18 protein-coding genes are annotated in these 26,681 nt (G+C 39.0%); 3 read left to right on the forward strand and 15 right to left on the reverse strand.

Annotated elements, in window-relative coordinates; all coding sequences use genetic code 11:
• Position 1 precedes the first annotated feature (1 nt).
• Genes CUS89_RS10570 through pyrR form a run of 4 tightly spaced genes read right to left on the reverse strand, consistent with a single transcriptional unit; the run spans position 2 to position 4,079 of the window.
• Positions 2-1,282, reverse strand: a complete 1,281-nt coding sequence (locus tag CUS89_RS10570; protein WP_066025533.1) for a dihydroorotase — start codon at positions 1,280-1,282, stop codon at positions 2-4.
• 20 nt (positions 1,283-1,302) lie between these two features.
• A complete protein-coding gene (locus CUS89_RS10575) occupies positions 1,303-2,229 on the reverse strand; it encodes an aspartate carbamoyltransferase catalytic subunit (RefSeq protein WP_065095774.1) in 927 nt (308 codons plus the stop codon).
• Between the two features lie 12 nt (positions 2,230-2,241).
• Positions 2,242-3,525, reverse strand: a complete 1,284-nt coding sequence (locus CUS89_RS10580) for a solute carrier family 23 protein (protein WP_010735517.1) — start codon at positions 3,523-3,525, stop codon at positions 2,242-2,244.
• 14 nt (positions 3,526-3,539) lie between these two features.
• On the reverse strand, positions 3,540-4,079 hold the full coding sequence (gene pyrR, locus CUS89_RS10585) for a bifunctional pyr operon transcriptional regulator/uracil phosphoribosyltransferase PyrR (protein WP_029594119.1): 540 nt from the start codon (positions 4,077-4,079) through the stop codon (positions 3,540-3,542).
• Positions 4,080-4,137: 58 nt separating this feature from the next.
• Here pyrR and CUS89_RS16400 point away from each other — a divergent pair, with 58 nt between their 5' ends.
• Positions 4,138-4,260: a hypothetical protein gene (locus tag CUS89_RS16400; RefSeq protein WP_258082411.1), complete on the forward strand. Its 123-nt coding sequence runs from the start codon at positions 4,138-4,140 to the stop codon at positions 4,258-4,260.
• 59 nt (positions 4,261-4,319) lie between these two features.
• Here CUS89_RS16400 and CUS89_RS10590 read toward each other — a convergent pair whose 3' ends face one another.
• From CUS89_RS10590 to CUS89_RS10630, 9 genes are all read right to left on the reverse strand, one after another.
• Positions 4,320-5,231, reverse strand: coding sequence for an RluA family pseudouridine synthase (locus CUS89_RS10590; protein WP_104872099.1), 912 nt, complete (start codon positions 5,229-5,231; stop codon positions 4,320-4,322).
• Positions 5,228-5,692: a signal peptidase II gene (gene lspA, locus CUS89_RS10595; protein ID WP_104872100.1), complete on the reverse strand. Its 465-nt coding sequence runs from the start codon at positions 5,690-5,692 to the stop codon at positions 5,228-5,230. The genes CUS89_RS10590 and lspA overlap by 4 nt, the downstream gene beginning before the upstream one ends.
• 4 nt (positions 5,693-5,696) lie before the next feature.
• Entirely contained in the window at positions 5,697-6,395 is a 699-nt protein-coding gene (locus CUS89_RS10600; protein ID WP_104872101.1) for a CBS domain-containing protein, read from the reverse strand.
• The gene (locus CUS89_RS10605) at positions 6,382-6,765 is read right to left on the reverse strand and encodes a hypothetical protein (protein ID WP_104872102.1); all 384 of its coding nucleotides are present in this window, start codon (positions 6,763-6,765) and stop codon (positions 6,382-6,384) included. Before CUS89_RS10605 ends, CUS89_RS10600 begins: the two co-directional genes overlap by 14 nt.
• 96 nt (positions 6,766-6,861) lie before the next feature.
• Positions 6,862-7,347, reverse strand: coding sequence for a DUF6773 family protein (locus CUS89_RS10610; RefSeq protein ID WP_104872103.1), 486 nt, complete (start codon positions 7,345-7,347; stop codon positions 6,862-6,864).
• Positions 7,334-7,543 carry a helix-turn-helix transcriptional regulator gene (locus CUS89_RS10615; RefSeq protein WP_104872104.1) on the reverse strand — a complete coding sequence of 70 codons (210 nt, stop codon included), beginning with the start codon at positions 7,541-7,543 and terminating at the stop codon, positions 7,334-7,336. Before CUS89_RS10615 ends, CUS89_RS10610 begins: the two co-directional genes overlap by 14 nt.
• 230 nt (positions 7,544-7,773) lie before the next feature.
• Positions 7,774-8,253 carry a hypothetical protein gene (locus CUS89_RS10620; RefSeq protein WP_104872105.1) on the reverse strand — a complete coding sequence of 160 codons (480 nt, stop codon included), beginning with the start codon at positions 8,251-8,253 and terminating at the stop codon, positions 7,774-7,776.
• Positions 8,254-8,274: 21 nt separating this feature from the next.
• A complete protein-coding gene (locus tag CUS89_RS10625) occupies positions 8,275-15,540 on the reverse strand; it encodes a QWxxN domain (protein WP_104872106.1) in 7,266 nt (2,421 codons plus the stop codon).
• 239 nt (positions 15,541-15,779) lie between these two features.
• Positions 15,780-17,450, reverse strand: coding sequence for a formate--tetrahydrofolate ligase (locus CUS89_RS10630; protein ID WP_104872107.1), 1,671 nt, complete (start codon positions 17,448-17,450; stop codon positions 15,780-15,782).
• A 181-nt stretch (positions 17,451-17,631) separates the two neighbouring features.
• On the opposite strand from CUS89_RS10630, the gene CUS89_RS10635 reads away from it, so the two are divergent.
• Positions 17,632-17,838 (forward strand): cold-shock protein, encoded by a 207-nt coding sequence (locus CUS89_RS10635; RefSeq protein WP_104872119.1) that lies wholly within the window; start codon positions 17,632-17,634, stop codon positions 17,836-17,838.
• Between the two features lie 213 nt (positions 17,839-18,051).
• On the opposite strand, the gene CUS89_RS10640 is transcribed toward CUS89_RS10635, so the two are convergent.
• Positions 18,052-18,489, reverse strand: a complete 438-nt coding sequence (locus CUS89_RS10640; protein ID WP_104872108.1) for an EbsA family protein — start codon at positions 18,487-18,489, stop codon at positions 18,052-18,054.
• A gap of 74 nt (positions 18,490-18,563) precedes the next feature.
• Between CUS89_RS10640 and CUS89_RS10645 the strand changes: the two genes are divergently transcribed.
• Positions 18,564-18,959, forward strand: coding sequence for a ribonuclease HI family protein (locus CUS89_RS10645; RefSeq protein ID WP_104872109.1), 396 nt, complete (start codon positions 18,564-18,566; stop codon positions 18,957-18,959).
• Positions 18,960-19,039: 80 nt separating this feature from the next.
• Here CUS89_RS10645 and CUS89_RS10650 read toward each other — a convergent pair whose 3' ends face one another.
• Complete coding sequence (locus CUS89_RS10650; RefSeq protein WP_104872110.1) at positions 19,040-26,533, reverse strand: QWxxN domain; 7,494 nt, start codon at positions 26,531-26,533, stop codon at positions 19,040-19,042.
• Between the last annotated feature and the right edge of the window lie 148 nt (positions 26,534-26,681).

Raw genomic sequence — 26,681 nt, forward strand, 5'->3', positions numbered from 1 at the left:
ATTATTCCCCCTTATGCCAAACAAGTTTTCCGTTGACAAATGTCATCAATGTTTCCCCTTTGATTTCCCAACCGACAAAAGGTGTGTTTTCGCCTTTTGATAAGAAATCTTTTTTATCGATTACTGCAGCATGCGCAATATCGTAAACTGCCAAGTCTGCTGGTGCGCCGATCGTCAAGGTGCCAGCTTCCAAGCCAAAGATGGCTGCTGGTTTGACTGCCATCCAGTCAATCACTTGCTCTAGTGTGAATTTTCCAGTTTCAACAAAATGTGTATACACGAGTTGGAAGGCTGTTTCACTTCCAACGATCCCGAACGGTGATTGCAAGAAACTTTGACTTTTTTCTTCTAATCCGTGAGGTGCGTGGTCGGTGGCAATACAATCGATCGTGCCATCAAGCAAGCCTTCGATCAATGCCTCGCGATCTGCTTTGCCTCTCAATGGCGGATTCATTTTCCAAAAACCAAAATCTTCTGGAATATCTTCATCGATCAAGATCAGATGATGTGGTGAAACCTCTGCGGTCACATGGATCCCGGCTTTTTTCGCATCGCGGATCACTCGCACGCTTTCTTTTGTTGAAACGTGGCAGACATGATAATGAACGCCTGTTGCTTCCGCTAATAGCAGATCACGAGCAATTTGAGAAGACTCAGTCACACTTAAGATACCTGGTAAACCTAGCTCTTCTGCTTTTTCTCCTGCGTGCATCACACCGCCAAATAATAATGATTCATCTTCTGTGTGAGCAACGAGTGCTTTATTGTTTTTTGCGGCTTCTTTCATCGCTAAGTACATCGTGCCTGCTGTTTGCACGCCGACACCGTCATTGGTAAAAGCAAATGCGCCTTCATTGATCAATGCTTCTTGATCGACCAGTTCTTCACTTCGAAGATTCTCAGTGATCGGTGCATACTGCAATACTTTGACGACAGCATCACGTTTGATGATGTCATAGACTTGTTTTAATTTTTCTGCTGTATCGGGTACTGGGTCAAGATTTGGCATCGCACAAACAGTGGTGAACCCACCTCGAGCAGCTGCTTTCGTGCCAGCTTCGATCGTTTCCTTGTAAGTAAAGCCTGGCTCTCTCAAATGGACATGGACATCCACTAATCCAGGTGTGATCAACTGCCCTTGTGCATCAAACACTTCATCAAATTCAGCCTCAGGAAAGCCTGTACCGATTGCTTTGATCTTTCCTTCTTCGATCCAAATTTCTGCTGGTGTTGTTTCATTTCTTTTTGTATTGATTTGACCGTTTTTAATGAGTGTTTTCATGTTTCTTCCTCCTCTTATCTCTATGCTTTTCCACTTAATACAGCTTCTAAGATCGCCATTCTGACAAACACACCATTGCTCATTTGTTGAATGATCCGTGACTGCAACCCTTCAACCAGTGAGTCCGCCAACTCGACATCTCGATTGACTGGGGCAGGGTGCATGATGATTGCGTGTTTTTGCATTTTTTTGGCACGTTCGACCGTCAAGCCGTACTCTTGGTGATAGCCTTCTTTTGAAAAGCTTTCTTTTCCATCATGACGTTCATGTTGCACCCGCAACATCATCATGACATCGACTTGATCCAGTAATTCATCCAGTGGTAAGTAATGACCGTAAACTTCGAATTCATCGTCATACCATTCTCTCGGACCTGAGAAGAAGACTTGCGCGCCAAGACGTTTCAACATTTGCATGTTCGATTTTGCGACACGAGAATGCGTGATATCGCCGACGATCGCCACTTTCAAGCCTTCGAAATAGCCAAATTCTTCATAGATCGTCATCAAATCAAGTAAACACTGCGTTGGATGTTGCCCACTACCGTCACCACCATTGATGATCGAGCATTGGATCGTTTTACTTTGGATCAATTCGTCGTAGTAGTTTTCGTCTCCATGACGGATAACTGCTACATCCACCCCAAGTGCAGACATCGTTAGAACGGTATCGTATAATGTTTCACCTTTTGTAACTGAACTTGTGCTTGCTTCAAATTCGATCACTTCAAGACCAAGTTTCTTTTCTGCTACATCAAAACTTTTATGGGTTCGTGTACTGTTTTCAAAGAACAAGTTCGTCGCAAAGTATTGAGATTTTTGTGGTGACCAAGTTGCGCCTTGCTTGAACTCTTGTCCTCGTCGGATCAACCCCATTACTTCTTGGTCTGTCAATGCCTCTACCGTTAATAAGTGTTTTAAACTGATGCGTTCTGATTTGATGATCATGCGATGTCCTCCTTAATTTTCTTCGCTGCGTGAAGTTTCTGGTAAGATAAGATTCAAAATGATTCCTAAAACTGTTGCTAGTGCCATGGCAGATAAAGTGAATGTTCCTACTTCAAGGACTAATCCTCCGATACCTACGACTAAGATGACTGAAGCAATCAATAGATTTTTCTTTTTATCAAAATCGATTTTGTTTTCGACTAATATTTTCATTCCACTTGCCGCAATCACTCCGAATAGGATGAAACTGATACCTGAAATGACTGGGCCAGGAATACTTAATATCAAAGCACTTAGTTTGCCAATGAAGCCAAGGATCACTGCGAAGACCGCTGCGCCTCCGATCACGAACACGCTGTGTACGCGAGTGATTGCCAAGACTCCGATATTTTCACCATAACTTGTCACTGGCGGTCCACCAACGAAGGCTGCCACTAGCTGAGCCAGCCCATCTCCTGTCAATGTACGGTGTAATCCTGGATCTTCGAAGAAATTACGTTTCGTCAATTTGTTCAAGACCATCAAGTGGCCGATGTGTTCAGTCATTGTGACAAAGGCGATCGGTGCCATCGTGGTGATCGCTCCTATATATAACTTCGGTTGATATTGCACAAAGGGAATCTCGAAGTTGGGTAGTGCAAACCACGGTGCATCAATGATTGGTTGGGTATCAACGATCCCGAAAAGTAAAGCGACGATGTATCCAGAGATGATGCCAAGCAGGATCGGTAATAATCCTAGGAACCCGCGTAGGAACATATTGAAGAAAATCGTCAATCCTAAAGTGATCAACGCAACTGATAGATATTTGAAATCGTAATGGTCTTGATTGAACATCGCGTTGTTTGCTGCATTGGCAGCTAAACCTAAACCGATGACCATGATGACTGGGCCAACCACGATCGGTGGCAAGATTTTGTCTAACCAAGCAGAACCGATTTTCTTGATGATCAACGCGACGATCAGATAGACAAGCGCTGTTGTCATCGCGCCTTGTGCGATCGCCGGGAAGCCGTCGGTTTTCATCAACATCTGCATGGCTGCGATGAACGCGAAACTACTGCCTAGATAAGCTGGGATCTTTCCTTTCGTTGTAATCAAGTAAACGATCGTTCCTAATCCTGAACTGACCAAGGCAATCCCTGGGTCGATCCCAACTAAGATCGGTACTAAGACGGTTGCACCGAACATCGTGAATAAATGCTGTAAACTTAATCCTACCCAGTGTCCAATGGTTGGTCGATCATGGATGTCTAATACCACACTATCGTTGTGAAACTTTTTTTCTTCTGCCATCTTGCCTTACTCCTCTACTTTTCCTCGTTTAAGATCATGATGCGATCTTGTCCATCTAGTTCTTGCATCTCTACTAAGATTTCTTCTTTTTTTGCTGTAGGAATGTTTTTGCCTACATAATCTGCGCGGATCGGTAATTCTCGGTGTCCGCGATCAACTAGAACCGCTAGTGAGATTTTTCTCGGGCGACCAAAATCCATGACCGCATCCATTGCTGCGCGGATCGTCCGTCCTGTGTATAACACATCATCGATCAAGATGACTTCTTTTCCTTCTAAACTGACTGGAATATCTGAAGAATGCAATTCTGGTTCTTGAGCGATTTCTTTTTTATCATCACGGTACAACGTGATATCAAGTTCTCCTACAGGTACTTCGATATTTTCGAGTTGTTTCAGACGTTCGGCAATTCGAGCAGCAATATAGATCCCTCTCGTTTTGATCCCGACTAAAACGATCTCTTCGATACTTTGATTTCTTTCAATGATTTCATAAGTGATACGTGTTAGCGCTCGTTTCATCGTTACTTGATCCACTACTTCTTTTGCTTGCATCATTTTTCCCCCTCCATTTTTTACACAAAAAAACTCCTGCCCTAAGAGGACAGGAGGAATGTTTAGACTGAGTGCATACTGCTACACTGGTCGCTTTGTGTATGCGACGTCATTGAGCAAGTCTCGCTATGGCGCACCACAGGAATTCTTACTCACACCCTTCTTAGCCTCACGGGACTAAACTTAAAGGACTTCTATTAAGTTTTTCTTTTATTGTTTATTACTATACCGTTAAGTACTTTAAAAAGCAATATCTTTTCTCAACTTCTCTAAAGCTTTTTCAAAAACTTCTGGCAAGGGTGCCTCAAAGGTCATTTGTTCGTTCGTTTGAGGATGGGTGAAACCTAATAATTTAGCATGTAAAAATTGGCCATTGCCTTTGAGGGTTTTCTTTGGTCCATAAACGGGATCACCAGCTAAAGGATAACCGATATACTTCATATGCACGCGGATCTGGTGCGTACGTCCAGTTTCTAATTGCAATTCTACTAAAGTAAAATTCTCAAAACGTTCCAATACAGTAAAATGAGTCACAGCTGGTTTACCATCTTCACGGATCGCTTGCATTTTCCGATCAACTTTTGAGCGACCAATCGGAGCATTGATCGTCCCTTTTTCGTGTGGAATGACGCCATGGACTAAAGCAATGTACTTTCTTAGGGACGTTTTATCTTTTAATTGTTGCGCTAATGCTTCATGTGCTTGATCATTTTTGGCGATCATCAGTAATCCGGAAGTGTCTTTATCGATCCGATGGACGATCCCAGGACGGATCACCCCATTGATCGATGACAGATTTTTCATGTGGTACATCAAAGCATTGACTAGGGTCCCATGAGCATGACCAGCTGAAGGATGAACGACCATCCCTTGTGGCTTATTGACGACAGCTACATCGTCATCTTCATAGACGATCTCGATCGGTAAATCTTCTGCGAGGATCTCAAGTTCTTCAGGTTCTGGCACATCAATAATGATCGTATCCGCCGATTTCACTTTGTAATTCGCTTTTACTGGTTCACCATTTACGGAAACAGCACCGTCTTTCAACCATTGTTGGACTTGTGAACGACTATGATCCGTAAATAATCCTGTTAGAACTTTATCGATCCGCCCTTTTTCTTCTTTGATAGTTGCTTTTAATTGTGTCATTTTTTTCGTTGTTCCTTTTCATCTAAAATAATATAAATCAATACACAGATCACACCGATCACTAAAGAAATATCTGCCACATTAAAGATCGGGAAATTCATGAAATCGGTTTGGAACATATCGACCACATAACCTAAACGGACACGGTCGATAAAGTTGCCGATCGCCCCAGCTAGGATCAATGTCAGACCGATCATGAACCAACGACTCCCATTGGTACGATTTTTGATCATCAACGTCAAGATCACTACAACTGCGATGATCGTCACGACAGTAAAAAACCACATTTTTCCTTCTAGTAAACTCCAAGCTGCTCCAAAATTACGGATATGATTCAAGGATAAGATCCCTGGAATCACCGATTTTGTTTCTCCTAAAGCAAAGTTATCGACGATCAACCATTTTACCCATTGATCGATCCCGATGATCAACGCACTTATAATCCAATATATCGCTAACAAACAATCATTCCTTTTCTACTTCATGATAAATATCTCTTGGTCTGATGATCCCTAATAAATTTCCGTTAGGGTCACCATTTTTGGTGATCAGTACAGCTTCAAGTGTACCTTGCTCACCAAACATTTTTTCTACTTCAGCAATCGTTGTCTGAGCTGACACAAAATGGTAATTGGTATATTTACCATCTTGAATGATCAGATCGGCAGCGGTTTTTCCTTGCAGATTGATCACACCATGGTGACTTTCTTTTGCTAACCAAAAACCTAACATACGCAACGTCACTAATCCTTTGAATGTCCCTTTGTGATAAAGCGGGAATTGAGAATAACGCTTTTGAGCAACCGTCTCCAATAAACTAGGTAACGGGATGTCCCATTCAAACCCAGTCACATGCTTTGCGAAACGAGGTAACACTGTTTCTGGTCGAATCAGTTCTTGCTCGATTCTTTGGATACGTTCCGTCGCCCAATCATTAGGCTCAGCGATAATAAAATCGACGGCGATGCGATCATGCACGATCGCATTACGTAATTGAGCCAACTGTAGTAAGTCATCCTCATATTTTTTGATACTTTGATGTTGCTTTTGTGCTAACCGACGAACGAGTTCGGTGAACCCCATGTTTCGTGGATTACCCATCTCTTCTTGCATCCATTTTTCGATCCGATTAAAGCTACTCAAAAAAAGATCAGAATTCTTCATCACTAGCCTCCTTGATGACATATGCTTTATTTTTTATAAAGAAAAAGAAACCAATCATTACGACGACGATCAGTAAACTATAAAGGATACTTTGCATAAACACGGCGCTGATCCCCGTAAATAAGAACAGCAAAGGATAGATCTGTAACAGTATCAGATTCATCGTGATCCGATAGTTTTTAGTTGGTCTTGATATCGCGTAAACCGGACTTTTCAACCAAAAAAAGGTGACTTGCATCTGAAAAGGGGCGTCTACATCTATCATAACAGATTGGTTATGTCTTAAACTGATTTTCCGATCATCTATACGTAATGTGATTGGACTTCCCATTCCGTAAAATCCCGTATCTCTAGTAACATTCACTTCCATTTTCGCTCCTCCTATTATGCGTTAGTCTTTATCAAAACACAAGCGCAATCTCTAGCACTGCCACCTATTCATGACTGTTACGCTTTCGTATAAGGATCATTCCTCTTCATCCTCTATTCTTCGTTCTAGTCTTCGTTGTCCAAAACGGTTGACAGAAGAAACAACAAATAGTAAACCAACCATAAATAATAGCGACGATAAAAACGTAATCCCTAAAACCGCTAAAAAATGAGGATCGAAATATCCAGTATATAGATCTTGGTACAGGGAATAATTTCTTATGCCCGTAATTGCAGAAACGAGTAAACTGCCCGCAATGACTGCTGCCACACGCAATTTCTTTGCATGTTTGGATGGGTCGATGAGCTCATGACCAATTAGAGAACCACGAATCAAGATATAGGTGAATGCTACTCCTATCAATAATAACTCAGTAAACATCCCAGAAACTGGTTGTTCCAGAAGATAACTTTTTACAAAGATCGAAGTCCCTAATAATACTAACAGTAATAAAAAAGCTTCACTTTGTATTTGATTATTGATCTGTATGATACGCTCATCTTTTTGTCTATTCTTTTTCATCTTTGTCCTCCCAAAATAGTTCATCTAGTGTTTGATTCAATTCATGACAGATAGCCAGACACAATTTAAGTGTAGGATTATACTTCCCTGCTTCAATCAAACCAATCGTTTGCCGTGTCACACTTACGCGTTGGGCTAATTCTTCTTGGCTTAGATCACTTGCTGAACGTGCAAGTTTCATTCGGATGTTCTTCAACTTGATGCCTAACCTCCATTCTCGTCTCTCACTCAAATTGTAAACTATAAATTGCAAAATGTAAAATATATATTGCTAAAATAAATGTAAACGACTAATAAAAGCAATAAAAAGACTGGTACGTTAGCCTTCTCGCCTACCTCCGAATAAACGGTGGGAACAGAAGTCACTGCTTCGGAAATAAGGCACCATCCACAAAAATTTGAAGAACATTTTTCGTGGATGGCACCTTATTTTTTTAGGATAAACAAAAAGGATTGAACTTTTACCAGGTCCATTACTTTTGTAAATTTAAGTCGCTCTTTTTTTTGGCAGGAGTGTTTACTTGCCCTCCATTCATAAATCCACTGATTATTACGAAAAAAATTTTCGACTTGTTTTAATAATTCCGGACTACGCCACTGCTCACTATTTACTGTTTCTTTCGATTCCTTTTCTTCATTGTTTATTTTTTTTTGATTTTGAAATCGAATCACTGTATCGTTCTCTACAGGTGACAACTGATACTGCTCCGTTTTTTCATTGATTTCTTTAAAATGATAATCAATCAACAACGTATTCGTTTTCCATTGGTTATAGATCGACTGTAATTTTATGTCCGATAAGAAATCCCCTAGCCGGACATTTTCCACTCCATAGCCTTCAAGTATTCGATAAGCGAGATACTGTGCTCGGGCGGAATACAGAGACTCTTCATTTTTCCAATTCATACCGGCCCATCGTTGGGCATCTCAATTTTGTAAATTGACCCCAATTAATTTCTTTCTATTTCGTCTCCTTATTGAAGTCCTATTTAACGCCTGACTCTTTCCCACTCCTCTATTTATAAGAGCGGATAAATTGTCATAAAACGTCGGATTTGTACTTACAGACTGAGAAATCTCAGCTGAGGTACCTGTTTGTACGACAGATCTAGATCGAGAAGTTCCTTGATTGATTTTTTCTTCCGAAACATTCAAATCACTTCGTTTCACTCTTGTTTGTTGGGAAGGAATCTCTCCATTTTGTGATTGACTATTTGGTATCTTTGCATCTATCACCGAAGCAGAAGCAGCTTGCTTCGAATTAATTGAGGTAGAAAATTCTGTTGTAGGACTTACATCGCTAAGTGTGCTTACTAAAGGGGGTTCCTTCGTCACTTCTAATCCAATACTTCTTTCTTCTGTTGCATACTCACCGATCGACATCAATGACAGACTGATAAGTATATTACCACTGCCAAGTTCCGGCGTTGACTCCTGGGTTGGTTCATCCACAGCGCGTTTTGGTCGCAGGAGCGGTTGATCATACGTGTATCCATACGCAACATCTCTTAAAAGTGTTCCCACCATTTCCGCATCACTCAGCATATAATTAGCCATCAACATAGAATCTGTGGCAAAATTCCGAAAAACAGCCAGTCGCGATAACCCATCTAAACGAAAATAATCTGCTATCAGTTGAACAAAACGAGAGAAACTGGCAGTTCCGAAATTCTTATGATACCGAGAAACAAAATCGATTAGTGCATCTTTCCCACGCTTTAGAAAACCACGGTGAACTGCATCATACACGATGATATCATCAGTCATCGAAACAAGATGAGTTGTTTCATGAAGCAAAGTTTCTGATACAGGTGGTGCTATTTCAGCTTCTGGCCAAATTTTAGGGTTCTTATTGAAAGAATCAGCGATAAGTACGATTCGATTTTCAGCATCATTTCTAATCACAAATCCATAGGGCGAAGTACGTTGCTTGCTTAATGAATAGAATGCCTGGGTTGTCGGATCTTTTTGTAAATCGGTGGAAGCGATCCAAATATTTTTAAATCCCCAATCTGCGGACTGTTTAAGAAAATCTTTACTTTTTTCTGCAATCGACTTAAGCCTTTTGACCACTTCTTTTAATACTGCCTGTTCTTCTGCTTTGCCGTATACATTAAACATATTAGCTAAATAAGTCCCTCTCTTCGTGGAACTTATTTTCTCTGATCGCAGCATATATGTACACTCTTCGATAACATGATCTAAAATAATCAAGGCTTCCTTATATTCTTTTGCAACTACCTTCCGAAATTCAATTAGATGTTCTGGCATCTTAGCGGCATCTAATCCAGCAAACACACGATATTTATTTTTCAACTCATCTGGTAAACAATGTTGGATGCCCATCTTGATTTTTTTTATGGTCATCGCTTCATTGGTACTAATTTGTTTTGGTGGTTCTGGTATCAGCTTAGTTAATGGTGGGAGTACAACTCGACTGTCTTCCACTACAGAGAAACCGCTAGGGCCAGCTATTTCAATTGCGTTCATACGCGCTTTCCATTCTTGCCATTTTTCCGGGATTTTTGGAATCCACATGTATGGCGGATATTTAGGATTACTAAGAGGTCGAGAGGTCAGTTGATTTTGAGTAGGAACTGTTCCTCCTCTTGATGTGCTTGCTCCCTCATCGAAGCCGCCAGCGAATAATAGATCATCCGGACGTTCAACGACGCTTTTCTCCAACTGAGTTTCAAAACGGAATTGGTCGATTCCCGGATCCAATCGTAAGACAGTCATAGGTTCGAGGATATCTTTTTTCACTAAATGATATCGGTTGTTTTCCTTATCTAATAAGGCCAAAGGAATATAGCGTTCCTGGATCTTAATATAGGATCTACCTTCTGCACTCCACATCAGACCATTTCCATCTGGTGCTGACAGAGTACTAGGGTCCCATATAGCTTCAAACTGATTGATACGATTCGTCACTTCGATTTTTACTGCTCTCGAAATGATCGGGGATGTATTTGGTTCAAAATACCATTCAATACCATTAAAGTTCACTGGTAATACTTTATCTCCATTCATTACATCATAGCGCACACCGTATTTTTTTATCGCTTGGATCCTAACAGGAACAAGTTGATCGTCCATTTCGATCACATCCATTTTTTTCTGACCATTTTTATAGATTTCCATGACCGTTCCTTCACCATAACCTTTAGGATAAAAATTTTTCTTTTCGATAAACATCTCATCTGGCTGGATATTGATTTTTAAAGAATTGATGATTTCCTTTTGTTTTTGAGAAAAAAATATGGGGCCTTCAAATTCTCTCAGTTCTTCTCCTCTTAAAGTAAAAACTTTTCCATATACATCCCCTTTTTTAAAATCGGAAACTTTGACATATAGATTGTTTTTCATTTTTTTCACAAGAACTTGCGGACCATTCCTTGGTAAATGAGCGGTAACAGTCATTTTTGATATCACTGGTGCAGGCAAATCTTTTTCATGTTTTTCAAGTTTTGTTAGGACTGGTTTATAGTGGATATTTCTCGTAAGAATTGGCTGGTCTTTTAATTTTAAAAGGTTCTTGATCACAAATCGTCCACCACTAATTGCTGCTTCAATCCCTGGATCGATATACCGCACCACACTAGCCAAAAGACTTCTCAAATCAGAGAGTTTTGGGAGCACCTTTGCGCTGTTTCTTACCAATCCTGTTACCCCGCTTTTGGCAATCACTCTTGCTGCACCTAAAGCAAAGCGGATATTGATAGTAGCTATTTGCCCTAATACCGGAATGACAAGAAGCGCATCAATGACACAATTAGGTACTGCACTTTCAACATCTTTATTGATGATACCAACTACACAATCATAAAAAGGAATGAAATGGCTAACAGCATCCCATACTTTACTCGCCATCGTCTGGTCATTTCCTGATTCATATAGTTGTTGATACAGAATATCTTTATGTTTCGTACTGATATTATTGAATAAAGATTCCCTTTCATCACCATGAGATAATTGTTTATCTTGATGGGTCTGCATGACAAAAGTATAAGAATAATCACCGATCCGAATCTTAGCCCCTTCTTTTTTATATTTCTTCCACCAAAGTGATTTGAGATCTATTAAATCGTGATCTAAGAATAAAAGTGGATCTTTATCCACACGATAAATCGTATATCCCCCTTCTTTTTCTAATCTCTTCAACGCATAGACCCGTTCTTCATTACCACGAATAGCCACCAATATATCTGTTTGCTTAAGGCGTAAGATCAAATCATCCCTGTTTTCTTTTCTACTAGCGATAACGAGGGACGGAATTGAACCAATCGGGTTTGAGGCAAGAGCTGCCTCATCTCTAAACTCAGCCGTCCCTTCATAGATGCGAGTCTCAGGAGAAAACATAAAATCTAACTCTGTCTGACTGAATGAATCAATGGATAGTCCAATCAATTTGCGGTTCAATAGGTGATAAGACTCTGCCACATCGCTGGTTAGCTCTCTGTACCAAGTTTCGATATTAGGTGGGATCCATGGGCCTGGACATGGGTTCCCACCAGCTAAATAGATTTCTCCTGCAGCGGGAGGCACCCTGATTCCGAGTCTTTCACACTCATTAAGGACTTCCCCCACTAATGCTTGTTTTCGCCTAAAATTGATCACAGCCGTTTTATAGTTTCGATAAAAACGGTTAAATTCTTCTTCGTGAGCCATGATCGTAAAGTAGCCTCTTTGGAAATAACCAATGAATGTACTGATTGCGAATTCTCTATAATTGCCGGTTTCAATTGCAATTTTTAAACTAGGGGCATCTAATTGCGCTGTTGTGAATAATGCCGGTAACAACAGCTGATCAAATTCTTCGATATCCTGAACCCCTTTTTCACTGACTGACTCAAAGAAAAGTTCACCCAACGTACGGATCTCTTCTTTGTCAAATTTATTTAGAAGACCTGACGCTGCTAGTATCCTCGAGCCTGCAATCTGCATCAATGACCCATAATCGGAAATCAACAGATCATCTGACAATTCACTTGATTTGAGAAAATAATTAGGGAGCAGATAATTTAGACACTCCTTCCACAAATATCCTATATTAGTCTCTAACTCTTTTTGCTTTTTAGCATCATTATTTTTATTAAGAATAATTCGTTTGTTCTTTACCAATTCTTTCAGTTTGAATGAGTCTCTCAACTCACCAATCGTAAAAGTAGCCGGATTGGGATGATCAAGGATTTTTTTTGTCGCATATTCTTCAACTGAGCTGCCTAGTACATTTTCCATGACCCATTTCATGACTGTTTTTTTTGCATCATTATCAGAAATCAGCTCATCTTCTGCTCCACCATATAAGTTCAACTCTTTCAGTATGACAGTTGCTATCGCTTGTAGCCTTTCAGATCTAATTTCCCTTTCATCTCTATTTTGCATAAACCATTTGCCTATGCCACTCAAAATATTCTCTTTTGTGGCTGGTCCTGTGATCAAATAATTTTGACGTAAATATTGCTCTACTTTATTCGTCACTTGCTGACTTCTCCATTGAATTTCATCATTTTTCAAGTCAGGCTTATCCGTTTTTGGTTGGTTGTCAGGTTTCAAGTCAGGCTTATCCGTTTTTGGCTGATTGTCAGGTAAATCAGACAACTCTTTTTTTGCCAATTTCCCTTCTAACCAGTTCGCAAATGTCAACTCTGCTTCCTTATTTGAAATGAGACCATTATCTTCTTGGTTAAGTATCGTTTGTGCGATTTGTTTTAGTTTAACAGGATCGATCACTTTCTGAACCGCTCCTTCAAGCAAAAGCCAATTGGATACCGTGTCCACTAACACCTGTGGATTCGATAGATTACAGACGACACCCTTTGTTTTTAAAAATTGACAGATTCTCTGATCGATTACTTCTACTGGTTCACTACGTCGGCTTTGATCTGCAGGTTGTTCAACGCCGTGAAGGGTTTCATTCTTAGGTATGATGTGATTTTCTTGAAGGAAAGATTGAACTTGTTCTTCCTCAGTCTGATCTGATTTGTCCTTGCGAGCATCTGGCGCGATCGCATCTATATTATTTTTTGCATACCTATAACCCATTTGTGCATTGTTATTTTCCCATTGGAGGATTACCGCTCGTGAATCATTTGTTCCCGCAAGTGTCATTTTCGATCCATAGGCTCTTAATAACTCTTTCGCTACTAACTCCTCTCGACTCACGATTTCTTCATATTTCCCTAATCTGAATAACCACATCCGCATCCATCGGACCAATTCACTTGCGGTAGGATTCTTTAAAATGAATCCTTGTTTTTGTGCAAAATCAATCAGTTGTTTATTTACTGCTTCGGTTTTCTCCCGATTGTCAAAGAGATCGCGATTGTAAATAACTGCTGTATTCGTCTGGTTTTTTGGCACAGTAGCAGGAACATCGTTGATAAAGTCCGAAAAAATCTGGTTGCATACATTTGTTTCCTTTCGATAATAAGCCTCAACTGGTTTTTCCGCAGGTGACATTTGAATAGGTTTCGACTTTTCTTGGTAAGTATAATTTACTAAGTGTACATTGACTTTCAACTGCATAAAGATTGCTTGTAGTTGTTCTGTGGTCAAAGCATCACCTATTCTTACATTTTTCAAACCATAGTTTCTTCGAATGAGGTAAGCGGCAAATTGAACTTTAGACGAGTCTTGCGAAATATCACTCATGCGACGGATTTTAGCCCAACTCTCAAACGCCTTGACTACTTCCAGATCATTGGCATTTTTGCTCACAGCTTTTTGTTTGATTAAAAAAATCTTCAGTTTTTTGATTACATTCTTTGTTTCACTCTTACTCCGAAATAAAAATTTATCGTAAAAAAAGTAGGGCAAAGGTTCTTGATACCGACTAGTTGGGGTTCGATTATGTTCAATATCTTCTACGATACCCTTTACTATCTCGATCATTGATGATTGAGGTTTTTTTGCTACTTTCTTTCCCCGTTGGTTATCTTTGACTGTTTCGCCTTCACTTTCTGCCCTAGCATTTAGACGTGGATCGTTGATCGGCCTTGCGTCAGCTCCTCGAACTACGAATAAATCCCATTTTTTTATATAGTTGGTCAATGTTTCATCCATTTTACTAAATAATGTCCAAAATTGTGTCGCAAACCCTGCCTCTTCTTTTTTCAACGTAGGAAATCCACTTGGTAAGTCGGAGGATTGAAACGAATGAGGAACATTTGTACTATTTGAAGGTTTTACTGTATCGTGGATCTTTTCTTGATAGGTAATGCTTTGAGCCATCATTGATAAAAAGCGTGTGATCAGTGAATCTCCTTTTAAGCTTTCCTGTCTTTCGGTATAGGTTGGGTGATCAAAATCATTAAAAAATGTAATGAATGCCTCTGTCAAACCAGCAAAGAAATTAGCTGACTCAGGAATATCATTTTTCGCATTTCCTGTTGTCTGTTGATTCATCTGATTGGTTGCATTATTAAACGATTGTTGAAAAATATTTCTCAATTTTTCGGCTGAATCTTCAAATGAAAATTGTTGTTTGGAACTCCCCTCTCCTCCTTTCTTGAAGGAAAAATGATGTAGTTCGGCTGGATTATCTGTTCGTCGATCATTCATCTTTTGAGATTCAGCAATTGCACTCTGACAAACGGTTTTAAAGTGGACTTTTGTGTGATTAGACGTAGTTTGCCAGCCCCATAGTTTTGGGACATCTGTGATCGTCTTATTCGTTGTACAACCATATGTTTTTGCAATGCCATGTGCTATTTTATGTATGTTCAAACTCCAGTGATGAGCAAAATCTGTTAAATTGTAAGTAGTGTTATCATAAAAAAAGGGAAAAGATGGTGTATCCAAAGTAGCAATTGCCGTCGTGTTCTCTGTCAAAGCCGGTGTGAGCAACGTCGTGTTCACCGTAGAATGAGAAGTAAGCGAATTCAATACTTCTGTTTGATTCGCATGTTGTGTGACTTCAACAAAAGTATCTGCTTCAAAGACAGCGCCACTATTACGTATTATTTGTTGTTGATTGGGACGCTCACCGCGTATGACCACATTTCCTAGGATACTTGAGACGTATAGTGACAACAAGAATGGTGAGCGAAGAATCTCTGAGGTAGGGGCACGACCGACACCAGAAGAAATGGCATTTACTGCCTCTTGTAAAGCCTCCTTATCTTCTTTATCATTCTTTTTATTGTTAAATTGACCATTTCGTTGTCGATTACTTTGATTATCGATTGGCATAGCTTTCTCTCCTTATATCGTTGATGAGATACAACCCTAATAGTAGAATTTTATGCAACAATTATACATGGCTGTCCATTTGTCCTCGGGACTAGTTTTTTTAAAATAATAAAAACTTGAACTTTTTTGTCACTTGAGTATAGATCAATCATTATAAAAAAGGCATACAAGTAAAAAATAGATCAACTATTTTTTAGCTTGTACGCCTTCGTATTAAAAAGGGTTATTAACTTTTCCGATTAGAATAACCCGATTACTTCTCCCTGATTCGTCACATTCATATTCAATGCGGCTGGTTCCTTTGGCAATCCTGGCATCGTCATCACATCACCTGTCAAAGCAACTAAAAATCCGGCACCCAACTTAGGTACAAATTCACGGATCGTGATCGTGAAATCTTCCGGTGCACCTAGTAAGGTTGGATCATCCGAAAAAGAATACTGGGTTTTCGCCATGCAGATCGGTAAATCAGACCACCCATTTTTCTCAAACTCAATGATTTGGTTCTCTGCTTTTTTGCTAAATGAAACTTCTTTGCCACCGTAGATTTTTTGAACGACTGCTTTGACTTTTGATTTGATCGAATCACTGGATTGATATAATGGAACATAATCCGCGACTTCTGTATCGATCAATTCTACGACTGCTTTTGCTAGCTCGACTCCCCCTTTGGCACCATTTTCCCAAACACTGGCGCGTTTTGCTACAATCCCTTCTTTTTCACACAATTCTTTCAGTAACTCTAATTCAGCATCTGTGTCAGTCACAAATTCATTGATTGCGACGATCACCGGAATCTTGTAACCTTTCATATTGCGAATATGCCGTTTTAAGTTAGAAAAACCAGCCTGCAAAGCCGCAAGATCTTCGTTTTGTAGTTCTGCCTTAGCCAATCCTCCATGCATTTTCAACGCACGAACAGTAGCTACGATCACAATCGCATCTGGCGCTTTCTTCAAATTAGGAACTTTGATATCTAGGAATTTTTCTCCCCCTAAATCGGCACCAAAACCAGCTTCAGTCACTACATAATCGGCAATTTTCAAAGCCGTTTTAGTTGCTAATACACTGTTACATCCGTGAGCAATATTCGCAAACGGTCCACCATGGATAAATGCTGGTGTACCATAGATCGTTTGCACAAGATTCGGTTTAATGGCATCTTTTAATAACAAAGCAAGAGAACCCTCTGCATTTAAATCCCCAGCCGTTATAGGTCGTCGATCGTAGGTGTAACCAATGACGATTCGTGCTAAACGAGCTTTTAAGTCATCTAAATCGGCAGCTAAACACAATATCGCCATGATTTCACTAGCTACAGTAATATCAAACCCATCTTCTCTTGGAACTCCTTGAATTGGTCCGCCCAGTCCAACGATCACATTTCGCAATGCACGATCATTTAAATCCACGACACGCTTCCAAATGACACGTCGAGGATCGATCCCAAGCTCATTTCCTTGATGGATGTGGTTATCTAATAAGGCAGACAGCGCATTATTAGCAGAGGTGATTGCATGCATGTCGCCAGTAAAATGCAAATTGATGTCTTCCATTGGTAATACTTGTGCGTAGCCACCTCCTGTAGCTCCACCCTTGATCCCCATAACTGGTCCTAATGATGGCTCACGTAATGCAATCACTGCTTTTTTATTTAATTGATTCAACGCGTCCCCTAATCCGACGGTGACTGTCGATTTTCCTTCACCCGCTGGTGTTGGATTGATAGAAGTTACCAATACGAGGCGACCGTCCTCTTTTTCCGAAAAATCCTTCATTGCGGAAAAGTTTACTTTTGCTTTGTATTTTCCATACAATTCCAAATCATCTTCTTTGATTCCAATGCTATGCGCAACTCCAACTATCGGTTTTAGCTGTGTTTCTTGTGAGATTTCTAAATCACTTTTCATTAAAACGCCCCTTTTCACGAACTATATATGCTGTTATTCGTTTTTTTGTTAAGTTATATCCATTATACCTGTTTTTGTTGTAAAAAAAAACAAAAAAAACTGGTTTTTAATTTATTTGACGTACCTATTAATTCTCTTTATAATATAGGCTATGATCAGACATAGAAAGGTCGTGAGTGTTTTGACCACAGGAATGGTGAAATGGTTCGATAACAAAAAAGGATATGGTTTTATTAGTTATGATGAAACAGAAGAAATCTTCGTACATTTTACTGCAATCGAAGAAGAAGGATTCAAAACACTTGAAGAAAACCAAGTGGTAGAATTTACTGTCATTGAAGGTAACCGTGGCATTCAGGCTGCCCATGTCAAAAAGATCAATGAATAAACACAGCAAAATCAAACGAAAAAAAGCTATTCCGATCAATTGGAATAGCTTTTTTATTTTTTAATGCCTTTTTACTCTTTCAGAGCTTGGGACATTAGCTCTCTCGTACCATCTAAAACCGAATAAACACTTTTGTTCCCACCTCAACTACTCTCTCATCCTACTTGATATCGTTGTTTTGATTCTTACTCGTGATCAAACTCATACAAAATCTTACTTAACTAGATCTTTCGCATTCTTAGGTATTGATGGAACCGTCACCGATTTTTTCATAGGGTATTCCAAGTGGTCAAGTAGTTCTGCTTGTGCCTTTCTTTTTACAAAGATCACAAATGGCTCTTTATTATTTTCGATTGTTAAAGACAATTTGCGTTTTTGTACGTGAACGTCCTTGAATTGATCGATTGGTATTTCACGATCTCTCCAAAAAGCAGCATATTTTATTTTTATTGCATTCTTCTTTAAAACTAGTGAGCGTCGGAATCCTAGTAAAAGAAAAATAAAGAATACTCCCATTAAGATATTACTTTTCCAATAGGGTCTTGTATTTTCTAACGATAAAATCAAACTTAAAAACAAAATAATAAATGTTGATGACCAATAGATGATCGACTGTGCCGTTTCAGGCTGCCAGCGAATATTTTTTTTCATTCTTCAACCTCGTGTCTTTATCTGTAATGGTATAATAAGTCGAACCTATTATTTTGAAGGGAGTGTTTTTCCTTATGTTAAAAGTATACATTGACGCATCAACAAAAGGCAACCCTGGACCTAGTGGTGGTGGTATTTTACTCGTCTCAGATCATCAACAAGAACAGTTGTCTATCCCTCTATCCTTTGGTTCTAACCATCAAGCAGAGTTTGAAGCCTTTTTAAAAACTTTAGAAATTCTAAAGAATAGACAGATGACAGCAGAAACCATCCTCTGCTATTCTGATAGTAAAGTACTAGTATCAACCATTGACAAAAACCATACTTCCAACAAAGATTTTTTGCCCTATTTAGAAAAAATTCAAAGTCTATTAAAAGATTTTTCAATGTTGATCCTCCAGTGGATACCTGAAAGTAAAAATAAAGGGGCAGATAATCTAGCTAGACAGGCTTTACAAAAAGCCTTATAAAAAAATTGATTCAAACCATGGTTTTCCTCTATCGGTAGGACATTCAGTTCTTTATCTATTGATACCTTGACGTATCCTCTTTAGTTGAAACCTCTCACGCTGAATTCTTTTTTACTTGAATTCGAAAATGAAAAAGTCAACGTCCTATTCGCTGCCTGGCTGTTTGTTGAAGCTTGTTGGGTGATAGTAGCAAAGCTTCTTTTTTCACGATCATTCGGGGGCGCTGGGTAATTTAGATCCGCTCTTGTATTCCTTGCCTTGGTTTGATTCTTTTCCATTTCAAATCCTTTTTCTAATATGAAAAAATCCCCTATGTTCATCAGTGCAACAAACATGAATATTTTTGGATCGATTAAATGCTCATCTTTCAATTCTCTTCTCGCACGCATACGATTGAAAAAATCATTATCTAATACAAGATCTCTAATGATCGTCATCACAACTTCCGCATCTAAGAGCAGAAAATTTGCCGCTAAGATTGGATCAACTAAAAGTTGCTTAACAACCTCGCTTCGTGCTAGTTTAGGCAAATCGAATTCTTTTGCCAAGTGTCTAACAAAGAGATCAAAATTCTCAGAGAACGTGATATCAATGTATTCAAAGTCAAACCGTTTTCTGATATCTTCTCCGCTGCTTTGAAATCCTATCGGAGGATCTTCAAACTTAGCATAATCCACTGTGCTTGATACAACATGCGATGTTTCATGGATAACCGTTGCTGATAAACTAGGTCTAATTTGAGTATTTTGCTTAACTGATGGCTTTACATGGAATCTATCTGCGAGGATCAGTATCCGACTTTCTGGATCACCATTCACTACAAACGCCACCGTAGATGGAGGTTTCGCTTTAGCTGTATAATAATGTTTAGTTTTTTTATCATAGACTAAATCAGAAGAGACGATCCAGATATTTTGATAGCCTAAATCTTTTGATAATTTAAGGAATTGTTCGCTTTTGTCAGCTATAATGATTAATCTTTTGAGGACTTCTTTCATCACTTGTTTCTTATTTTCGGTAGATTCTAGCTTGAACATGTGATTCAAATATTGACCTGGCTTTATTTCTTCGAGTGTTTCAAGTTTCAACCAGTCCTCTGCTTTTTTCTTGAATGCTTGGAGATAGGTCACTGACTCATCAACTCCCGAAGCGACTTCTTTTTGAAATGCATCAATGTACTCTGGTACTTTATCAGAAGAAAAACCCGAAAATACTCGATAAGGAAGCTCTGGATCATTGGCTAGTACTCTTTTGATTTCATGAGTCATAGCTGACTTTGCCATACCATCAGTACGGGAAGTTAAATTTGGAAATTCTGAAACAAAAGAAGTCAACATTGGTAGCTTCACTTGATCATCCTCATACCTGAACTTCTTTGGATGATCAGTAAGTATAGTAGCTTGTCTGAGTTGATTGAATGTTTCCGCTACACCAAGTGATTCTGGTAATTTGTAATATGGTGGGTATTCCAAAGTTTTAGCAATCTCCGCCAAGTGGTCTGCATCGCGAGATGTTCCAGCTGCTCCAACGGGTTGGATGGGTTGCTTTCCTTTTTTATCTCCAGCTGCCTTGTTCGTTGGTTTCTTAGGAATACTTTTACTTTTTTTTCCACCTGCTAAGATTGCATGGTGAGGATCAGCAGTCAGTCTTTCTAATTCGGTCTCAACACGGAAGTGATTGTGTAGCTCATCAAATCTCAAGATTGGTAGTGGCTTAGTCACCTTTTTCTTAACTAGATGATACCGTTGATTTTCTCGGTCGATCAAACCCAATGGCACATAGTGATTGTTTATCTTGATATAAGTTCTTCCTGAGGAAGCGCGCATCAAGCCAAGCTCATCTGGTGGAGAGAGCGTCATTGGACTACTTAAGCTTTCAAACTGTTCTAGTTGACGAGAGACATAGTCGCTTACTTCTTTTGCTAACCTTGGCGAAGTCTCCGTTTCAAAATACCACCCTACACCGTTAAATCGTATAGGGAATAATTTATCTCCTTCACATACGTCATAACGCAAGCCATGCCCTTCAATCGGATGGATTTGCACAGGGACCATTTCTTGATTCATTCTGACGAATGAATCAATGACTTCCCCATTCTTCTCCACATTGTATACTTTTCCTTCGCCGTATCCTTTCGGGTACAAATTTTGTTTTACTACAAACATTTGCGAAGCATCCACTTGCTTTGCGAGCCTGGTTATACGATCAATCTCTTCTTGATTGTAAAATAACTCCCCTTCGAAAGACCGGAGTTGATTCCCATGTAACGTGAAATACTCACCAAAAACATCACCATTTTTTAGATTCCTCACCTGCATGTATAATGAATCTTTCACGCGTTTCACTACAGTGTAAGGCCCCTTTCTTGGTAGCTGAGCTCTCGCATGGTCAATAGGCAACGGAGGCATTTTTTTTGTCAATGTCTCCAGCTTAGTTAATAAAGGTTCCAAATGAGCAGGAATGAACAATTGATTTCTCAATTCAGAAAATCCTTTAAGTATCATCTTTGCTCCGTCAGTTACTAATTCAAATCCGGGATCTGCGTAACGTGCCGAACTTTTAAGAAGCGCTGTTAGTTCTATACGATTTGGTGTGAAGCGCATCCCACTTCGAATAGCGTTTCTGACTCCACCTTCCGCAGCCGCTTTTGCCATTCCCAAAGCAAAATTTGTACTCAGTCCCACCACTTGTCCAAAAACAGGAATCAAGAAGATCACATCGATCGTACAGGAAGTGACCGCATCAGGAACGTTTTTATCAATGATTCCGACGATACAATCATAAAAAGGGATAATATGTTTGACCACATCCCAAATTTGTTCAGGTACAGACTTGTCATTTCCAAAGTCATAAAGTTGTTGATAGAAACGGTCTCGCTGTATTTGACTGATCGCGATACTCAACCCCGCTTGATTCATTCCTTGTCCCAGTTCATTTTCCTGATTGATTTTTGTAGAAAATGTGAAATCTTTTTTACCAATTCGGATTTTATCGCCGTTTTGCGTATACCCTTCGCTCCAAAGGTCTTTTTGATCAAACAACCCATAGTTAAGATATAACAGAGGATCTTTATCTACTCGATAAAAAATATATCCCCCGTCTTGCTCCAGTTTCTTCACAGCATACAAACGTTCTTCCCCTTCACGAATCGCTGCAAAAAGATCTGTTTTCTCTAGATTTAAGTTAGTATCTAACCATTTCTCACGTTCACCGAAAAAAACTACGGGAATTCCTCCAGTACCTGGTGGTGCATAGTAATGATGTAGATGTTTCAGTTCTGCCGATGCTCTATAAATTTGTGTTCCATTCGAAAATAGAAACTTTTTCTCTGACTGATCTAGCCCGCTCAAAGCAGTGTGGATAAATCGCTGATTCACTTTAAAAAAAGCGTCTGCAACGTTTTTCGTTAGCTGAGTGTACCATTCCTCTAAATCTGGCGGTTGGTAAACATCTGGGCAAGCTGGTAAACCTAATAAATATGCTTGATCTATTAATAATCTGTTTTTTCCTGAACGTTGGTTACATTCTTGATTCACATATTCTGCTAATGCTTTTTTTCTACGCCAGTTGATAACCGCCTCTTCATAAACCCCCACCTCATGAATGACTATTTTTTCATTTTCAGCGATTGCCTCCGTCAGTTCTTGCCATAAAGTGATAAATTTTTCTAAAGCATAGACTTTATAATCACCATTCACTAAAGCATCTCTTAACCCTTCAGGATCTAATTGAGCAGTAGCTAGTAAAGCTGGGGTCAAAAGGTACTGTAATACTTCAATTTGCTGAACGGCTTGGATTTTAAGTGCATCGCAAAAAAATGTACCTAGTTCAATTACATCTACAGTACTAAATTCTGACAGATAGCCAGCATCTGCCAATAATTTAGCTCCAGCTAGTTGCATCAATGAGTTAAAATCAGAAATCAGTAAATCGTCAGCTAAATTGCTAGACTCAAGAAAATAATTGGGTAATGTTTTTTCGATAAATTTCGTCCATATTTTTTTAAAAACCACTTGATCTTCTCTTAAATTTTGTTCTTCTATGCTATCTTTTCCGATGATCGTATGGAGACTGACAACACCAGCTTTTCTTAACGAATCAACCTCTAACAATCTTCTGATTTGTCCGATCGTAAAGCTCGAAGGATCGGGTGAATCGAGAATTTTTCTTATGATATATTCTTCGACCGATCCTTTTAAAATATTTTCGATCGCCCATCTCATGATAGTTGCTTCAGCATTTTCAAAAGAAATTTTATCTTGTGCCTCTCCACCATACATCCCCAGTTCTTTTAGAATGATTTTGGCGATGGGTTGAACCTTATCAGGCATAAACACTATGCCAATGCCTTCTTTAGTAAACCACTTTCCCATAGCTACGAGTAATCGTTCCGTTGATTTATTATAAGGAACAACCCCTTGTTGGATAAGAAATTGATTCAACTGGACACCTATATTTTTATCACGCCATTGCTCCCTGTTTATCCTGCGCTTGGATGGTTTCTCCACAGTTTGTTCGGTTTGTGTATTTTCAGTCAAGTCAGTGGGTGCGTGTGTAGCATTATTTTCAATGGGCGTCGGCGATCCAGGCGACTGTTGGTCTAAGTCAAATGTTTCAAATAACCATTTTATAAACGTTAACTGGGCATGTACGCCTGAAATGACCCCATTGACTGGTTCATTCAAAATCACTTGTGCCAATTGTTTGATTTTGACTGGATCAATCACCTCACTCGTTGCTCCCTCTAATAACAGCCAATGAGTAACTGTTTGCGCAAAAGCAATGGGATCATATATATTCCAGATCCTGCCTTGTTTTATGAGAAAATCAGCGACTCGTCGCTGGATCGCCTCTTTTCGAGTACGTATATTTCCAACATCTCTTTTCCCTTTGACACTTCGGGAATCCTCCGCTTTTTTTTGTAAGTTATTTTCTTGAAGAAATGTTTCAATCTGTTCTTTTTTGAACTTAATATCAATCTTTGGACTCTCATTAATGAGGTAATTTAACTGAGCATTATTGTCTTCCCATTGAAGAATACAAAGACGTGCATCTTGGACAGTCAATGGACGTGATTCAATACCATGATGCTCAAGCAGTAGATTTGCTACCTCTTCTTGTCTTTGCACAGTTTCCTCATAGGTTGCCCCACTAAACAGCCAACTTTGTAAGTTTCTCACTAATTCACTATTGGACACATCTCCCAGAGATAAACCTTTTGCAATAAGTAAAGTCTTGACTGCTTTGTTTACCTTTAGTGTTTTTTCACGTTGCATCAAGATCGGATAATCATAACAATATGGATTGATAGGCTCAACATTTGATATTGTCGCTGCCTGATCATATATGAAGTCATTAAAAATTAGCCCATTTACTTTTTTTTGTTCTTGCAGCCGAACCGTATAAGGTGTTTCTGGTGAAGACAATCGATGATGGGCCGTTTGCTCAGTATTTTCTTTAAAAGTAGACCTTTCTAATAATAGATTAGCTTTCAATTGTTTTTCCACCGCTGTTTTTTTGGTTAGCGAATATGAATCACCTAGTCGAACATTTTCCACCCCATAGGCTTTCATTATAAAAAAAGTGATGAATTGTTCTCTTGATTCTTGTTCTAAATAATTAGAACTACTTCCCGACTTTACAAACTTTTTGAGACCATCCATTATTTCAATAGGTGTGCCGTCTTCTTTGATCTCAATTTTATTTTTTTTGAAGAAGTCTAGCAGAAGTTCTTTCACTTCAACGGTTTTATTTCGATCAAAAAAAAGATCATAGTCATAATAAACTATCGGCAAATTTTGAAATACTGTTCCTTCTGGTATCTGATTACTGTTCATGATTTCTTTGATAGTGTTCACTTGTTCTAACTCATAGTTTGGAGGTACTGTTGCTGTAAGATTACTCGTCTGTACTTTGGGAACCGTCAAATGCCCCATCACACTACTCACTCCAATAAATGTTATGCCTTTGAAAATATTGTTTGTTCGCCACTGAAGTACAATTTCTACGGCTTCTTTATAAGTTAACTTTCGATCTGGTATCCCGTATTTTTTAAGAAGCAGATGTGCTAGAGCGATTCTTTTTTCTAAGATAGGCTGAAAGGCAAATCTATCTTGTTCCCAGTTAGTGATCAGAACAAACAAGTCCTGAATGGATAGATCCCCCATAAAATCTTTGACCGCCTCATTGACCTCGCCTGTTTTGGCACGCTGTTGAAACACATCATGATCATACCAAAACGGCAGCATAGGCTCCATGTCATCCTCTGGAAAAGGCTGTTTATTCAAATATGTATTGATAATACGGTTGATTTTATTCATCGTTTTTTCAGGGATATCTTCATACGAAGTAAATGCTATGTTTGAAATCTGTTCCGAACCAGGTGTTGGCGGCATTGAGGTAGAAGGAAGTGGTGTAGCACCTACACCAAAGGAATTTGTCTCCTGATTAAAAAATGTGCTAACGCCTTCGGCAAATCTACTCGTTAACTGCCAAATAGTCGTTAACAACTGTTCTGATTCTTCTTTGGATGAGATATTTACAAGTAAGGTATTCTTAAAAAAATTATGTTCACTAGAATGATCCGTTCTAAGTTCTCTGCCAGATTGTTCATGTCCTTTTGGCATCTGATTGACTGTGCCTTTCATCCATTCATAAAGTTCAGAAGATTGTCCTTCTTCTGATTTCTCAGCACCGGGGTTCGATGCATAGTTACGAACAAATGAGCGAAAGCTATCGGCTAGACAGAGCCAAAAATCTTCGGTCACACCCAAATTGTTATCATTTATGTTGTCTGTCTCATTTTTTGTAGTAATAGGATGGCTCTGTGATTCATTAGCAAACTCGTCAAATACATTGTTCAGTTTTTTTGCGATATCTTTTAATTCGAAGTAATCTCTGTCATTTGTTGGGGGAATTTTTTTGAAGTAGAATTGTTGAAGAAGGAGCGGAGAGTCTTTTTCATGTTCATTTATTTTTTGAGATTTAGCAGTTGCGACTTTACATATGGTTTTAAAGTGAGTTTGTGCTTTTCGAGGTTGCTCCCATAACCCCCATTTCCGACCGATTTTTTCTGTTTTTGTCGTCGTGCAATTCTCTAGTTCAACTATACCATGTGCAAATTTATTAACTTCTAAACTCCATAAATGCGCTGCTTCTGCCAAAGGGGTTGTCGTATTTATCTTGGGTTCAAATTCACTTTCTGTTTGGTTTTTGTTCAATGCACTGGTAAGGTTTCTGGCATCAAAGGTCGAACTTGAAGTCAGCGAATGTACCACTTGGTCTTTATGATTGATCCAATCATCTGTTACCACAAAAGTATCCATCTCAAAAATGCCACGCTCTTCCTGAACAGCCCTCTGTTTATTTGGCATTTCTTCTTCTAATTTGAAATTTTGAAACAGACTGAATGCATAAAGCATCCCAACTGCCGTCTTAAGCCCCTCTCTTGTTGGTTGTTTGCCAGAATGATCGAAAATATAGTTGACCATTCTTTGTTCGGCTTTCTTATTAAAATTTTTATATCTTTTATTTTCGAATATTCCTATTGGTTTACGATGATCTTCTATTGGCATCTTATTCCCTCCTCAGTTGATTCGATTGACAAACTATTAGGACTACATCAACAGGTGAACATTGAAACAAGAATTTTTACCTTGTGAATGATAAGAATTATTGAAACTCATTATTCTTAAAAAACACAGCCTACATCCATTATTATTC

Source organism: Enterococcus mundtii, assembly GCF_002947535.1.
Classification (GTDB): Bacteria; Bacillota; Bacilli; order Lactobacillales; family Enterococcaceae; genus Enterococcus_B; species Enterococcus_B mundtii_B.